Here is a 14,032-nt window from a genome sequence, read left to right as displayed (position 1 = left end):
GTCAGCCGGCGCGGAGTTCGATGGCGAGACAGTTGGCGACGTCGAGGGGACGGGCGTCGGGGAGGCGGACGACCAGTACGCCGTGTGTTTGGTCGAAGGCGACCGGGCCGTGGCCGAGTAGGCGTACGTTCGCGACCGTCTCGTGGTCCGCCAAGCTGCGGATCACGGCGCGGCCGTCGTCCGGCCAGGCGAGCTGGAACGCGTAGAGAGTGTTCTCCTTGCGGGTGAAGCGGAAGTCGGCGCTGGTCCAAGGCACCCGGTCTTCGGTGAAACCCTTGACGACCACGCTCGACGGTCCCTCGCCGAACACGCGGAACGGTCTCGTGCCGTAGATCCCTTCCCCGCACACCGCCGTCCAGGCGCCGAGGTCGTCGAGGATCTGCGTGCACTCGGCATCGATCGTGCCGTCCGGCAACTGCGGCACGTTGAGCAGCAGGTTGCCGTTCTTCGACACGATGTCGACGAGCATCTCGATCACGTGGCCGCCGGTCTTGTAGACGTCGCGGACGTTGTAGAACCAGTCGCCGACCGACGTGTCCGTCTGCCACGGCTCCGGATGGATGTGGGGCGTCTGGCTGCGTTCGATGTCCATCACCCCGACCGCGCTCACCTCCGGTCGCCGGTCCTTCTGCTGGTAGACCGCACGATTCGTCTGGTGAAGGCGCTCGCTGGTGTTGTACAGATGGGCAACCGCCTGCAGTCCCGGCGTGTAGTCGGTCTCACCGAACGGCAATGGCCCGTCGGAGTACAGCAGGTCCGGTTGGTAGCGGTCGATCATCTCGGTCACCGCCTCGAGCCAATGGCGGCGCCACGCGGGATCGTCGGCGTACCACGGGTCCTGTACTTCGACGTCCTGCTCGGGCAGGTAGCGGCTGTTGTCGAGGTACAGGTCGCGGTTCGCCGGATCGACTCCGTCGTACGGGATACCCGCGAAAGGTCCTTGTTTGTCGCTGTTCTTGTTCACTGCCAGCCAGCCGAGTGCGGCACCGAGGTGCTCGGTGATCCCGAACGGCAGTCCGCGTTCGGCCGCGGCGGCCTTCCACAGCGCGAGAATGTCCTTGCCGGGCCCCATCTTCACCGAGTTCCAGCGGTGGATGGCGGAGTCGTAGTTGAAGAAGTTGTCGTGGTGGACCGCCTGCGCCACGAAGTACCGGGCACCCGCCGCCACGAAACGGTCCATCAACTCTTCCGGATCGAAGCGCTCCGCCTTCCACAGCTGGACGATGTCCTTGTAGCCGAACCGCGACGGGTGCCCGTAGGTCCGCAGGTGGTAGCGGTACTGGTCGCTGCCCTCGCGGTACATGTTCCGCGCGTACCAGTCGCCGTACCGGGGCACGGACTGCGGACCCCAGTGCGACCAAATGCCGAGCTTCGCGTCCCGGAACCAGTCCGGACACTGGAAGGTGGCCAAGGATTCGAAGGTTGCGTCGAACGGCACTGGTCGCTCCTCGTCAGCTGGATGGATCTACTTGTTGGGGGCTTTGTCGTACGCCGTCTGCTGGATCTCCAGGTAGCGCTTGAGACCGAGGCCGTCGAGGCCCTTGACGTAGCTGTCCCAGTCCGAGTCGAGGTTCTTCGAGCCGGTGATGAACTGGAGTGCGTTCTGCTGGATGTAGTTCTCGAGGTTGGTTTGCAGTGTCGCGACCTCGCTCGCCAGGGACGGATCGATCCACACCTTCCAGAACGGGTAGATCTGAGCCTTGTCCTCGTGGCCGGCGTACAACTTCGTCGCGTCGAACAGTTTGCGTTCGTACCCAGCCTGCGAGGTGATGTCGGTGTCGATGGCCTCGGAGTTGCGGTACTTCGCGGTGTTGTTGTACTGCGCCAGCGCACCCCAGCCGCTGTTGCGCGGTTTCGACCCGGGCTTCAGGGGAATCTGCTTGAAGCTCGGCTTCAGCGACTTGTCGAGCGCCACATCGCCCGGACCCGGCTTGGTCCAGGCCTTGCCCTCCATGCCGAACTGTCCGTTGTTCTCGCCCTCATCGGTGAAGATGTAGTCGAGCATCTTGATCGCCTGGATCTGCTTCTCCGGTGTCGCCTTCGACGTCAGGACGAACGTGGCGCCGGGAATGCTCGGGAAGACGTAGCTGGCGAAGTTCGCGCCACTCGGACCGGTCAGCGGCGGTACCGCGTCGTACTGCTTGTCCCGCCCGTCCGCCGAACCGATGGTGACGAAGATGCCCGAGTGCATGACGGTGCCCGCGCCGAGGATGACCGAGCCGCCGTGGTTGCCCTGCTGCTGCATCGCATCCGGGTTCTGCGTGAAGGCGCCTTTGTCGATCAGGCCTTCCTTGTAGAGCGAGTTGATGTACCGCAGGCCTTCGCGCCAGCCGTCCTTGTTCGCCTGGACGTCGACCTTGCCGTTGTTGAGCACCAGCGTGGTGTTGTTGCCGCCGCTGTTGTTCTGCCCTTGCGGGTCGTAGATGAAGGCATTCATCAAGTACGGGATGAGGCTGTCGCGGACGTTCGCGCTGAGCGGGATCTCGTCGGCCTTGCCGTTGCCGTTCGGGTCCTGGGTCTTGAACGCCTGGAGCACCTTGCGCAGGTCCTCGGTGGTCTTCGGCTGCTCGAGGCCCAGCTTCTTCAGCCACGCCGAGTTCATCCACAGCTTGTCCGGGTACGAACAATGGAAGCAGTCGACCCACTGCGGCATCCCGTAGATCTTGCCGTCCGGCGCGGTCGCCATCGCCTTCCACTCGGGCGTGGAGTCCAGCGCCTTCTTGATGTTCGGCGCGTACTGGTCGATCAGCTGGTTCAGCGGTACGACGACACCCTGGCCACCGAGCTTGAGCAGCTCCGCCGGGGTGAACTGGTCGACCCACGGGATCAGCAGGTACAGGTCGGGGTAGTCGCCGCTGGCCAGCGAGATCTGCCGCTTCTCCTTCGACGGACCGCCGTCGAACGTCGTGGTCTGCCACTTGATCGAGAGGTTGAACTTCTGCTTCATCAGCTTGGTGAAGTCGTTCGTGGCGAGGTTCGTGTCGGCCGACTGCGGCGCGAAGACGTTCAGCGTGACGTCGGGATTTCCGGTGATCGTCGGCAGCGGCTTACCCTGCTCGTCGTTCGAGCCGCCACCGGAACAGGCCGCGAGCGCGAATGCCCCGAGACTGATGCCGGCGATCGCGGCACGCCTGGTCTTTGTGAACTGTACAGACATAAGGTCCCTCACAGGGGTCGAGGTGATGCGGAAGATCAGCCCTTCACGGCGCCGATCAGGATTCCCTTGGTGAAGTAGCGGGCGACGAACGGATAGATCAGCAGGACCGGCACGCTCGCCACCACGATCAGCGAGTACTTGAGCAGATCGGCCAGTTGCTGGCGCTGGATGACCACGGAGGCATCGACGGCCCCACCGCCGGTCGTGTTCAGGATCAAGATGTTGCGCAGGACCAGTTGCAGCGGGAACAGGTCCGGGTTCTTCAGGTAGATCAGCGCGTCGAAGTACGAGTTCCACTGCATGATCGCGTACATCAAAGCGACCACCGCGATCATCGGTTTGGCCAGTGGGATCACCACGGACCAGAGGAACCGCAGGTCGCCGCAGCCGTCCAGTTGGGAGGCTTCGACGAGTTCTTCGGGGATCGCGGTACGGAAGTAGCTGCGGGCGATGATGACCTGCCAGACCCCGATCGCCTGCGGGATGATCAGCGCCCAGCGGGTGTCCAGCAGACCGACCGACTGGACCACCAGGTACGTCGGGATGAGGCCACCGGTGAACAGCATCGTGAACAGGATCAGCGTCATCACGACGTTGCGGCCGACCAGCGTCCGGCGGGACATCGGATAGGCGATCGCGACCGTCATCGTGACGCTCACGATCGTCCCGGCCACGGTGTAGAACAACGAATTCAGGTAGCCCTGGATGATCTGCGGGTTGGCGAACACCGCGTGGTACCCGCGCAGCGAGAAGTCCACCGGCCACAGCAGCACCCGGCCCGCCGAGACTGCCTGCGGACTGCTGAACGAGCTGGCCAGGATGTAGAGCAGCGGCAGCAGCACGACCGCGAGGAACACCGTCAGCAGCAGGTAGACGCACACCATGAACAGCCGGTCGGTGCGTGGTTCGCGGATCCGTTGGGTCCGGGCGGCCCGGCGTTCGGCCCTCTTCCCCGGCAGTGTCGGTGTTTCGGCTTGGGCGGTCATGACCACAGTCCGTTCCCGGTGATCCGTTTGGCGAGCGCGTTCACGACCAGCAGCAGGGCCAGGTTGATCACCGAGTTGAACAGCCCGATCGCGGTCGCCATGCTGAAGTCCGCGTTCAGCAGACCGGTCTTGTACACGTAGGTGGAGATGATCTCGGACTGGCTGAGGTTGAGCGGGTTCTGCAACAGGAACGCCTTCTCGAACCCGATCGCCATGATGTTGCCGACGGCAAGGACCAGGATGACCACCGCGGTCGGCATGATGCCGGGCAGGTCGACATGCCGGATCCGCTGCAGCCGGCTGGCCCCGTCGACCTTGGCGGACTCGTGCAGCGCCGGATCGATCCCGGACAACGCGGCCAGGTAGATCACCGCGGAGTATCCGGTGGTCTGCCAGACGTCCGACCAGACGTAGATGTGCCGGAAGTAGTCCGGGTTGCCGAGGAAGTCGATCGCCGGTACGCCGAAGAAGCCGAGCCCTTCGTTGACGATGCCCAGTCGCGGCGACAGCACCAGGATGGTCATCGAGACGACCACCACGGTTGAGATGAAGTACGGCGCATAGGTGACCATCTGCACGGTCCGCTTGAACAACCCGGTCCGGGCCTCGTTCAGCGCCAGCGCGAGGATGATCGCGAGCGGGAAACTCGCCGCCACGGTGTAGACCGACAACAGGAACGTGTTCTTCACCAGCGTCCAGAACACCGGGTTGTGGAAGAACAGCTCGAAGTTCTGCCAGCCCACCCACGGGCTGCCCCAGATGCCCTTGATCACGTTGTAGTTCTTGAACGCCAGCACGGCATTCGACATCGGGATGTACTTGAACACCGCGAACCACACCAACGGCACGACCATCAGCAGGTACAGCGTCCAGTGTCTCTGCAAGCTCCGCCCGAGGCCCTTGAGACCGGGCCGCTCCCGGCGCCGCCGACGGCGCCGGGCCGAAATCTCGCCGGCCGGTGGGCGAACTGTTGTCAGGGTTGCCATGGTGCCTCCTCGTCCGGGCCGGCGATCAGTTCGAGCTCACGCGGTGGCCGATTCCGGCCGTCAATCGGATCGCCACCCGCTCGTCGCCGAGGCGGACGCTCCGGTCCTGGTCCCGGTCAGCGGTCAGGACCGCCTCGACACCCTGCGGCGTCCAGGTGAGATCGACCGTGACGCCGCCGCGCGCTCTGAGCCCCGTCACTCGCCCGCTGGTCCAGGTGGCGGGCAGCGCAGGCAGCAGTTCGATGTCGTCGGTGTGGCTCTGCAGCAGCATCTCCGCGATACCTGCCGTCGCGCCGAAGTTGCCGTCGATCTGGAACGGCGGGTGAGCACAGAACAGGTTCGGGTAGACGCCGGCGCCACTGCCGATGTGCCCGGTGGCGTCGTCGTCGGCCGGCCGCAAGAAGGCCCGGACCAGGCCGTGCGTCGCCGCCGAGTCGCGCAGGCGTGCCCGCAGGCAGATCTTCCACGCCAGCGACCAGCCGGTCGCCTCGTCACCGCGCAGATCGAGCGTCCGCCCGGCGGCTGCGGCGAGTTCCGGCGTACCGTCGGGGGTGATCGCGCTGCCTGGATGCAGACCGACCAGGTGGGACATGTGGCGGTGGTGCGGGTCCTCTTCCGCGAAGTCGGCCGCCCACTCCTGTAGTTGCCCTCGGCTACCAATCGGCGGGTCGGGCAATCGCTTCCGCGCCGCTGCAAGGTCGTCGACGAACGGGTCGACCAGATCGAGGAGCTCGGCCGACTGCTCCACCCGGTGGAACAGATCCGAGGTCAGGGCCAGGTCCATCGTCGACGACTCCGTGACCGAGGCGGTGTGCCCGTCTGCGGTGAGGTAGAGGTTCTCGGGAGATGTCGACGGCGCAGTACCGAGGCTGCCGTCCGGCAGCTCGACGAGCCAGTCGAGGCAGAACTCCGCGGCCCCACGCAACACCGGCCAGGCTTCCGCGAGGAACTCGAGGTCGCCGGTGAACTCGTAGTGGTCCCACAAGTGACTAGCCAGCCAGGCACCAGCCATCGGCCAGTTCGACCAGCGTGGGTCGCCTTCGACCGGGATCGTCCAGCACCAGGCGTCGGCGTTGTGGTGCGCGGTCCACCCGCCGCAGCCGTAGCGTTCTTGAGCTGTCACCCGTCCCGCCTCGGCGAGCTGCCCGATGTAGCGGAGAAGCGGTTCGTGGCATTCCGAGAGATTGGTCGTCTCAGCCGGCCAGTAGTTCATCTCGGTGTTGATGTTCACCGTGTAGTTGGAGCTCCACGGCGGTCGCAGGATGTCGTTCCAGATGCCTTGCAGCGTGATCGGCAGCCCGCCCGGCCGCGAGCTCGCGATCATCAGATAGCGGCCGTAGTTGAACAGCAGCGCCGCGAGCGCGGGATCGTCGACACCTTGCGCAATCCGTACGTCGGTGGGCAGTCGGGACTCCTCGGCCGAACCCGCCAGCTCCAACGCCGAGCGACGGAACAGCCGCCGATGATCTTGCTGATGCGCCGACCGCAGTACTCCGTAGTCACGACCGAGAGCGGCTTGCACGACCTGGTCGGCGGCAGCCCAGCACTCCTCGCCTGTTCGAGTCGGCGGAACCGAAGGGCCGTCGTACCCCGTGGCGGTCGAGAGCACGAGGGTCAGTTCGGCCGCGCCCTCGACGATCAACTCGTTCCCGGCGGTGCGGATTTCGCCGTCGCTGCCGGCACGCAACGCGATCGCAGCCTCCATGCCGCGATCCGGACCGTCGGAGTACCGGATGGGCTCTGGCACGTCGCGATGGGGCGGCGCGACATCGGCCGGCGCCTGGAGCAGCAGTCCGAGCCCGCCGTCGACCGGATGCGGGCGCGACTGCAATTGCGAGGTCAGCCGGCAGGTCAGCGCGAGCACCGGCTCGGATGCGGTCAGCCGCTGAACCAGTACGCCGTCCGGCGCGCTGACGAAGACCTCCTGCCGAACCGTGACTCCGTCGAGCTCGAACTGCACCGTGGCGATCGCCGCGTCGAGATCGAGTTCCCGCCGGTACTGCGTGACGTCGCCGGCGGCAGGGACGGCGCCATCGACGCGTACTTCGAGCAGGAGATCGCCCAACGGCAAGAACGCCTGCGAATAACCCGAGTGGAAACCGCGAGCCAGTTCGTGCGCCCGCCGGACGTCGCCGTCCCGCAGCGCGTCACGCACCGCCTGCACGGCATCGGCGCCGGTCGCGCCGAGCGGGGTCGACAACCCTCGAGCGGTCTGCGGACTGCCCGACCACAAGGTCTCGTCGTTCAGTCCGATCCGGTCCGTGCCGACGCCGCCGAAGCACATCGCGCCGATCCGCCCGTTGCCGAGCGGTAACGCCTCCAGCCAGGTGGCCGCAGGCCGGTCGTAGAAAAGCCGCTGGGTGGCGGCGTGGTTCGAGCTCACCAGGTTGCTCATACCGTGCCCTCCGTCGAGACGACGAGGTATTGATCCTATGAATTTCCGGGATCGTAGCGCCGACTCCCGTCTTGGTCCATACTGAACGGCAGCTGAACCGAAGAAAGATCCCATCTATTGCTGATCGTGAGGGCCCTCATGCCACGCATCACCTCGGTGGAGGTTGTCGACGTCCGCTTCCCGACCTCGCTGACCAGCGACGGGTCGGACGCGATGAACAAGGACGGCGACCACTCGGCGGCGTACGTCGTCCTGCACACCGACGACCCGGGTCTGGCCGGTCACGGCTTCACCTTCACCATCGGGCGCGGGAACGACCTGTGCGCCGCGGCGGCGGCGCAACGTGGCGAGCCGCTGGTCGGCCGCGATGTCGACGCGCTGTGCGCCGATCTCGGCGGGATCTATCGCGAACTCCAGTCGGACAGCCAGTTGCGCTGGCTCGGACCGGACAAGGGCGTCATCCATCTCGCCCTCGCCGCGGTGATGAACGCGGTCTGGGATCTGGCCGCGCGCCGGGCCGGCGTACCGCTGTGGCGACTGCTGGCCGAGATGACACCCGAACAACTCGTCGACGCGGCCGATCTGCGCTATCTCGCCGACGTCCTGACCCCCGAGCAGGCGGTCGCCCTGCTGGCCGGGCAAGAAGGGGGCCGCAAGCAACGAATCGAGCAGCTGGAGGCCTCCGGCTACCCGTGCTACACGACATCGGCCGGGTGGCTCGGGTACTCCGATGCCAAGCTGCGCAGGCTCTGCGAAGAAGCCGTTGCCTCGGGCTACAAACATGTGAAGCTCAAGGTCGGTGCGAATCTGGCCGACGACATCCGGCGCTGCGGGATCGCCCGTGAGGTGATCGGGGCGGACGGCAACCTGATGATCGACGCGAACCAGGTCTGGGAGGTCCCGCAGGCGATCGAATGGGTGCGGGCGCTGGCCCGCTTCGAACCGCTGTGGATCGAGGAGCCCACGAGCCCCGACGACATCCTCGGCCATGCGGCGATCCGCAAGGCCGTCGCGCCTGTCGGGGTCGCCACCGGCGAGCACGGGATGAACCGCGTGCTGTTCAAGCAGCTGTTCCAGGCCGGTGCGATCGACTACTGCCAGCTCGACGCCGCTCGCCTGGGCAGTGTCAACGAGGTGCTCGCGGTCTACCTGCTCGCCGCGAAGTTCGGCGTACCGGTTTGTCCGCATGCGGGCGGGGTGGGTCTGTGCGAACTCGTTCAGCATCTCGCGGTCTTCGACTACGTCGCGGTGTCTGGCTCGCTCGATCGCCGCGTCACGGAGTACGTCGACCATCTGCACGAACACTTCGTCGAGCCTTGCGTGGTACGAAACGGCGCCTACGTGCTGCCGACCGCGCCCGGTTACAGTGCCGAGATGCACAGAGAGTCACTCGAGACCTACACCTATCCGGACGGCACCTACTGGGCGTCACGAGCGCTGATGGAACCGGTCCCGTGAGCAAGGCGAAGACGGCGGCACCGGCTCGTACGCCGGGTGTCTCCCAGACCGACATCGTCGTCCAGGGCATCCGGCAGATGATCGTCGACGGGCGGCTGCGCCCGGGCGGCCGGCTACCCGTCGAGAAAGACCTCGCGGCGGCACTCGGGGTCTCCAGGAATCCACTGCGCGAAGGCGTCCGGGCCCTGTCGATGCTGGGAGTTCTCGACACCCGGCAAGGCGACGGAACCTATGTCACCAACCTGGATCCGGCGATGCTGCTGGCTCCGCTCGGCTTCGTCGTCGACCTGCAGGACGGCAGCGGGACCCACCACCAGCACGCCGTACGCCGGATCCTCGAGACCGAGGCGGCAGCCGCTGCCTCGTTGCGGATCGCCGAGGCGCAACTCGAGGCCGCCGCCGAACTGTTGCGTCACAACGAGGCCGAACTGGCCAAGGACGAGCCCGATCACGAACTGGTGATCGAGAACGACATCGCCTTCCACCGCATCATCGCCGACGCCGCCGGGAACCCGTTGCTGGCGGCCTTGATCGACGCGCTCGGCGGCCGCACGATGCGCGACCGGTTGCGCCGATCGATCTCGCAGCCGGGCGCGGACGAGACCGCCCATCGCGAGCATCTGTCCATCCTCGACGCGCTCAGCACCCATGACCCCGATCGAGCCCGCACCCGGATGGCTGCCCACCTGTTCACCGTCGAGGACTACCTGCTCGAACGAAACGGTGCGAACCCGACCGCGAAATGAGTCTGCCGGATGACCTTGCTGCGCTGGAGTACCGCTGATCTGACGTTGACCTTCGCCCTCGACGACGACGGGCCGGTGCGACTGACCGTCGTACAGTCGCAGGCTCCCACTCCTCCCCCGCCGGCGACGAGCCAGCCGCTGGTCGAGGTCTCGGCCATCGGGTACGGGCGCTCGCCCAGCAGCAACCGGCACGTCGAGACGAATCTCGGGCAGCGGTTGCGCTACGTCGGTCACGAGGAATCCGAGTCGCTGCTGCGGATCGTCCAGGAAGAACCCAGCTCAGGGCTGCGGGTGGTCAGCGTCTTCGAGGCAGGCGCCGGTGTCCGTGCCTGGTCCGAAGCCTCGATCGCCGGCACCAAGACTTTGCAGCTGACGTTCCTGTCGTCGCTCGCCGTCGGCCTCGCGTCGATCGACGCCGACCTGTACTCCGCCGAGAACACCTGGATGGCCGAGAACCGGTGGTCCGTACAGTCCTTGCGCTCAGGCGCTCTGCCGCAGATCGTCCGCGATCCTCATCACCACGTGGCCCGCAGCCGGTACGCCGTGACCAACACCGGCTCGTGGTCGACCGGTGAGCGATCGCCGATCGGCGTGCTGGTCGAGCGAAGCACGCCGTACGCGCTCGGTTGGCAGATCGAGCACAACGGGCCCTGGCACTACGAACTCGGTGAGAGTCTGCGCGGCGGATATCTGCTGCTGAGCGGACCCACCGACCAGGAACACCAGTGGAGCTTTGAGCTGAGCGCCGACAAACCGTTCACAACCGTGCCGGTGTCACTCGTCGCGGGGACCGACCGGGACAGCGTGTTCGCCGCGCTCACCCGTCAGCGTCGCGCGATCCGGCAGCGGCGACCAGCCGACGATCGGATGCCGGTCGTCTTCAACGACTACATGAACACCCTCCTCGGCGATCCGACGACCGAGAAGCTGCTCCCCCTGATCGACGCGGCGGCGAGTGTCGGCGCCGACTACTTCTGCATCGACGCCGGCTGGTACGCCGAAGGCGACTGGTGGAACACCGTCGGAGCCTGGCAGCCCTCCACCACCCGCTTCCCGAACGGTCTCGCCGAGGTGATCGACCGGATTCACTCGCACGGCATGGTGCCCGGGCTCTGGCTGGAGCCCGAGGTGATCGGTGTTCGCTCCCCGATGGCCGCCGAACTCCCCGACGACGCGTTCCTGACCCACCGGGGTATCCGGGTCGAAGAGTCCGGGCGCTACCTGCTCGATCTGCGCGACGCGGGCGCCCGTGAGCACCTCGACGAGACCGTGGACCGGCTGGTCCGGGACTTCGGCGTCGGCTTCTTCAAGTTCGACAACAACACGATGACGGGCCCCGGTACGGACAAGGGCGGTACCTCGGTCGGCCAGGGCCTGCTCGAACACCAGCGGGCGCTGCTCGACTGGTTCGACGACTTGCAGACGCGCCACCCCGAGTTGTTGATCGAGAACTGCGCCTCGGGCGCGATGCGGATGGACTACGCGATGATGTCGCGCCTGCACCTGCAGTCCACCTCGGACCAGGAGCATCCGTTGCTCTATGCAACGATCGCCGCGGCCGCGCCCGCCGCCGTACTGCCTGAGCAGGCGGGCCACTGGGCCTATCCGATCAGCGGCAGCACGCGCGAGGAGTTCACCTTCGCACTCGTCAACGGTGTGCTCGGCCGCCTCTACCTGTCCGGTCACCTCAACCGGATGACCCCCGCCGAGCTCGACCTCGTCCGGTCCGCGCTGACCGCCCACCGCGCCGTACTCGACGACCTCGACTCCCTCGTCCCGTCCTGGCCCCTCGGCCTGCCCGGCTGGAACGACGAGTGGATCGCCCTCTCGCTCAACGGCCCGGCAGTCTCGTACCTCAGCCTTTGGCACCGCACCCCAGGCCCCTCCACCATCACCTTCGCGCTGGCCAAGTCGAAGCTCGAACCGCAGTTCCCCACCGACCTCGATGGCTGGACCTACACCTGGACGGGCGACACCCTCACCGTCACGGTCGACACGCCGGAACCCTCGGCCCGCGTACTGCGACTGTCCTGACTCATCCGGCCACCGGCGGAGGGATCTCGCCGCTCCCCCGGATGACGAGTGAAGGCTCGAGTACTACGCGCCGAGGTGGGCCGCTGTCTCCGCCGAGCCGGTCCAGCAGGATCTGACCGACCTCCGTGCCGATCCGCCGGACGTCCTGCCGGATCACCGTGAGGGCGGGCTCGACCAGGTCGGCCAGCGGGAAGTCGTCGTACCCGACCAGCGCGACCTTGCCGATCATCCCGGCGGACCGCAGCGCGCGCACGGCGCCCACCGTGATGATGTTGCGGCCGGTGAGGAACGCGGTCGGCGGATCCGGCCGGCTGAGCAGGTCGGTGACGACCCGCGTCGCTTCCTCCTCGCTCCGCACGCTGTGCACGAGGAGATCCGGATCGAATTCGATCCGGGCTTCGACCAGGGCAGCGCGGTAGCCGTCGATCCGATCCTTGGCCGTCTCGATCTGCTGCAGGTCGCTCAGCATCGCGACGCGGCGATGCCCGCCGGCGATCAGGTGCGCCGTCGCCAGTTTGGCGCCGAGCAGGTTGTCGACGGTGACGGAATCGCAGTCCAGACCGTGCGGTCTGCGGTCCACGAACACCAGTGGGAGGCCTGCCCGGTGCTCGCTCAGCAGGTACTCGTGCCGGTCCGACGCCGGCATCAGCACCAGCCCGTCGGCGCGGCGGGCCACCAGGTCGGAGACGATGCCGCGCTCACGTTCCGGCTCCTCGTCGAGGCTCGCGGCCAGCACGGACAGGCCGTCCTCGCGGAGGACGTCCTCAAGCGCACGTAACAGGCCGGCCGAGAAGCTGTTGCCGATGTCCTGCAGCAAGGCACCGACGATGCCCGACCTCGCACCCTTGCGCCGGAGCGTGCTGGCCCCGAGATTGTGCCGGTAGTCGAGCCGTTCGGCGGCCTGCAGGATGCGCTCGCGCACCGCAGCGGACGCCCCCGGCTCCCCGTTGACCACCCGCGACACCGTTTTGACGCTCACACCGGCCAGCCTGGCCACGTCCTTCATGGTGGACCGGGCCGGCCGCTCGTTGCCCCCTCCGGAATACGTCAACGTTGTCGTCATGTCCGCAGTGTTTCCGATCGAGGCCTTGACCACAAGCCCCTTCTGGGTGTCTCCTCATCTACGTCAACGTTGACGTAAACACAAACTCTGCCGTTCCCCGGAGGGATCCAGCCATGCACTTCATCACCCGTACGGCGCGCCTGGGCGTCGCCGCGGTCGCCCTGACCGGCCTGTTGGCCCTCGCAGCCTGCGGCGGATCCGACGGCAAGTCGGTCGCCGGCGCGAACGACAAGATCGGCGTCTCGCTGATCACCAAGGACTCCAGCAACCCCTTCTTCGTCGCCATGCAGAAGGGCGCCAAGGAGGAGGCCGCGAAGAACAACGTCGACCTGACCGTGGCCTCCGGCAAGGCCGACGGTGACGAACAGGGCCAGGTGCAGGCGATCGAGAACGCGATCGCGCAGGGCCAGAAGGGCATCCTGATCACCCCGAACGGCCCCGGCGTGAACAGCGCGATCAAGAAGGCCCGCGACGCCGGCCTGTACGTGATCGCCCTCGACACCCCGCCGGACCCGGCCGACACCGTCGACATCACCTTCGCCACCGACAACTTCGAGGCCGGCAAGCTGATCGGGCAGTGGACCGCCAAGCAACTCGGCGGCAAGCCCGCGACCATCGCGCTGCTCGACCTGTTCAACGACAAGGTCGTCTCCGTCGACTACAACCGCGACCAGGGCTTCCTGACCGGCCTCGGCGTCGACACCAAGGACGCGAAGAAGAACGGCGACGAGGCGAAGTCGGGATCGTACAGCGGCGGCTCGTACACGATCGTCTGCAACGAGCCGACCAAGGGCGCCGAGGACGGCGGCCGGTCGGCGATGGAGAACTGCCTGACCAAGAACTCGAACATCAACGTCGTCTACACGATCAACGAGCCGGCGGCTGTCGGCGCCTACAACGCACTCAAGGCGGCCGGCAAGACGTCCGGCGTCCTGGTGGTCTCGGTCGACGGCGGCTGCGCCGGAGTGAAGTCGGTGAAGGACGGCGTGATCGGCGCGACGTCGCAGCAGTACCCGCTGAAGATGGCCTCGCTCGGCGTCGAGTCGATCGCCAAGATCGCCCGCGGCGGCGACAAGCCCAAGAACAGCGACGGGCTCGACTTCTTCAACACCGGCGTGGCTCTCGTCACCGACAAGGCCGCCCCGGGCGTGACCAGCATCGACACCGCCAAGGGCAGCACGCTGTGCTGGGGATGACCGCTCGGCCA

At 66.7% G+C, this 14,032-nt stretch carries 10 protein-coding genes; 4 read left to right on the top strand and 6 right to left on the bottom strand.

Translation table 11 applies throughout. The features are described 5' to 3' along the window. Nucleotide 1: 1 nt before the first annotated feature. Genes DIZ26_RS35330 through DIZ26_RS35310 form a run of 5 tightly spaced genes read right to left on the bottom strand, consistent with a single transcriptional unit; the run spans nucleotide 2 to nucleotide 7,524 of the window. Entirely contained in the window at nucleotides 2–1,438 is a 1,437-nt protein-coding gene (locus tag DIZ26_RS35330) for an alpha-L-fucosidase (protein WP_198676452.1), read from the bottom strand. 27 nt (nucleotides 1,439–1,465) lie between these two features. After that, a complete protein-coding gene (locus DIZ26_RS35325) occupies nucleotides 1,466–3,157 on the bottom strand; it encodes a type 2 periplasmic-binding domain-containing protein (protein WP_112248919.1) in 1,692 nt (563 codons plus the stop codon). 35 nt (nucleotides 3,158–3,192) lie between these two features. Continuing rightward, nucleotides 3,193–4,143 (bottom strand): carbohydrate ABC transporter permease, encoded by a 951-nt coding sequence (locus DIZ26_RS35320; protein WP_112248918.1) that lies wholly within the window; start codon nucleotides 4,141–4,143, stop codon nucleotides 3,193–3,195. Continuing rightward, on the bottom strand, nucleotides 4,140–5,129 hold the full coding sequence (locus DIZ26_RS35315; RefSeq protein WP_112248917.1) for an ABC transporter permease: 990 nt from the start codon (nucleotides 5,127–5,129) through the stop codon (nucleotides 4,140–4,142). Before DIZ26_RS35315 ends, DIZ26_RS35320 begins: the two co-directional genes overlap by 4 nt. 25 nt (nucleotides 5,130–5,154) lie before the next feature. Then, complete coding sequence (locus DIZ26_RS35310; RefSeq protein WP_157979922.1) at nucleotides 5,155–7,524, bottom strand: glycoside hydrolase family 95 protein; 2,370 nt, start codon at nucleotides 7,522–7,524, stop codon at nucleotides 5,155–5,157. A 126-nt stretch (nucleotides 7,525–7,650) separates the two neighbouring features. Here DIZ26_RS35310 and DIZ26_RS35305 point away from each other — a divergent pair, with 126 nt between their 5' ends. From DIZ26_RS35305 to DIZ26_RS35295, 3 genes are read left to right on the top strand one after another with little or no spacing between them, the layout of a single operon-like run. Continuing rightward, nucleotides 7,651–8,982, top strand: coding sequence for an L-fuconate dehydratase (locus DIZ26_RS35305; RefSeq protein ID WP_232828889.1), 1,332 nt, complete (start codon nucleotides 7,651–7,653; stop codon nucleotides 8,980–8,982). Further along, nucleotides 8,979–9,728: a FadR/GntR family transcriptional regulator gene (locus tag DIZ26_RS35300; RefSeq protein WP_198676451.1), complete on the top strand. Its 750-nt coding sequence runs from the start codon at nucleotides 8,979–8,981 to the stop codon at nucleotides 9,726–9,728. Before DIZ26_RS35305 ends, DIZ26_RS35300 begins: the two co-directional genes overlap by 4 nt. Before the next feature lie 9 nt (nucleotides 9,729–9,737). Further along, nucleotides 9,738–11,762, top strand: a complete 2,025-nt coding sequence (locus DIZ26_RS35295) for a glycoside hydrolase family 36 protein (RefSeq protein WP_112248914.1) — start codon at nucleotides 9,738–9,740, stop codon at nucleotides 11,760–11,762. A gap of 1 nt (nucleotide 11,763) precedes the next feature. Here the strand turns inward: DIZ26_RS35295 and DIZ26_RS35290 are convergent, their stop codons facing one another. Then, nucleotides 11,764–12,825 carry a LacI family DNA-binding transcriptional regulator gene (locus tag DIZ26_RS35290; RefSeq protein WP_198676450.1) on the bottom strand — a complete coding sequence of 354 codons (1,062 nt, stop codon included), beginning with the start codon at nucleotides 12,823–12,825 and terminating at the stop codon, nucleotides 11,764–11,766. Between the two features lie 113 nt (nucleotides 12,826–12,938). On the opposite strand from DIZ26_RS35290, the gene DIZ26_RS35285 reads away from it, so the two are divergent. Next, nucleotides 12,939–14,021 carry a substrate-binding domain-containing protein gene (locus DIZ26_RS35285; RefSeq protein WP_112248913.1) on the top strand — a complete coding sequence of 361 codons (1,083 nt, stop codon included), beginning with the start codon at nucleotides 12,939–12,941 and terminating at the stop codon, nucleotides 14,019–14,021. The last annotated feature ends 11 nt before the right edge of the window (nucleotides 14,022–14,032 follow it).

Source organism: Kribbella monticola (genome assembly GCF_003261635.1).
Taxonomy (GTDB): Bacteria; Actinomycetota; Actinomycetes; order Propionibacteriales; family Kribbellaceae; genus Kribbella; species Kribbella monticola.
This window is presented reverse-complemented; position numbering and strand designations above follow the sequence as displayed.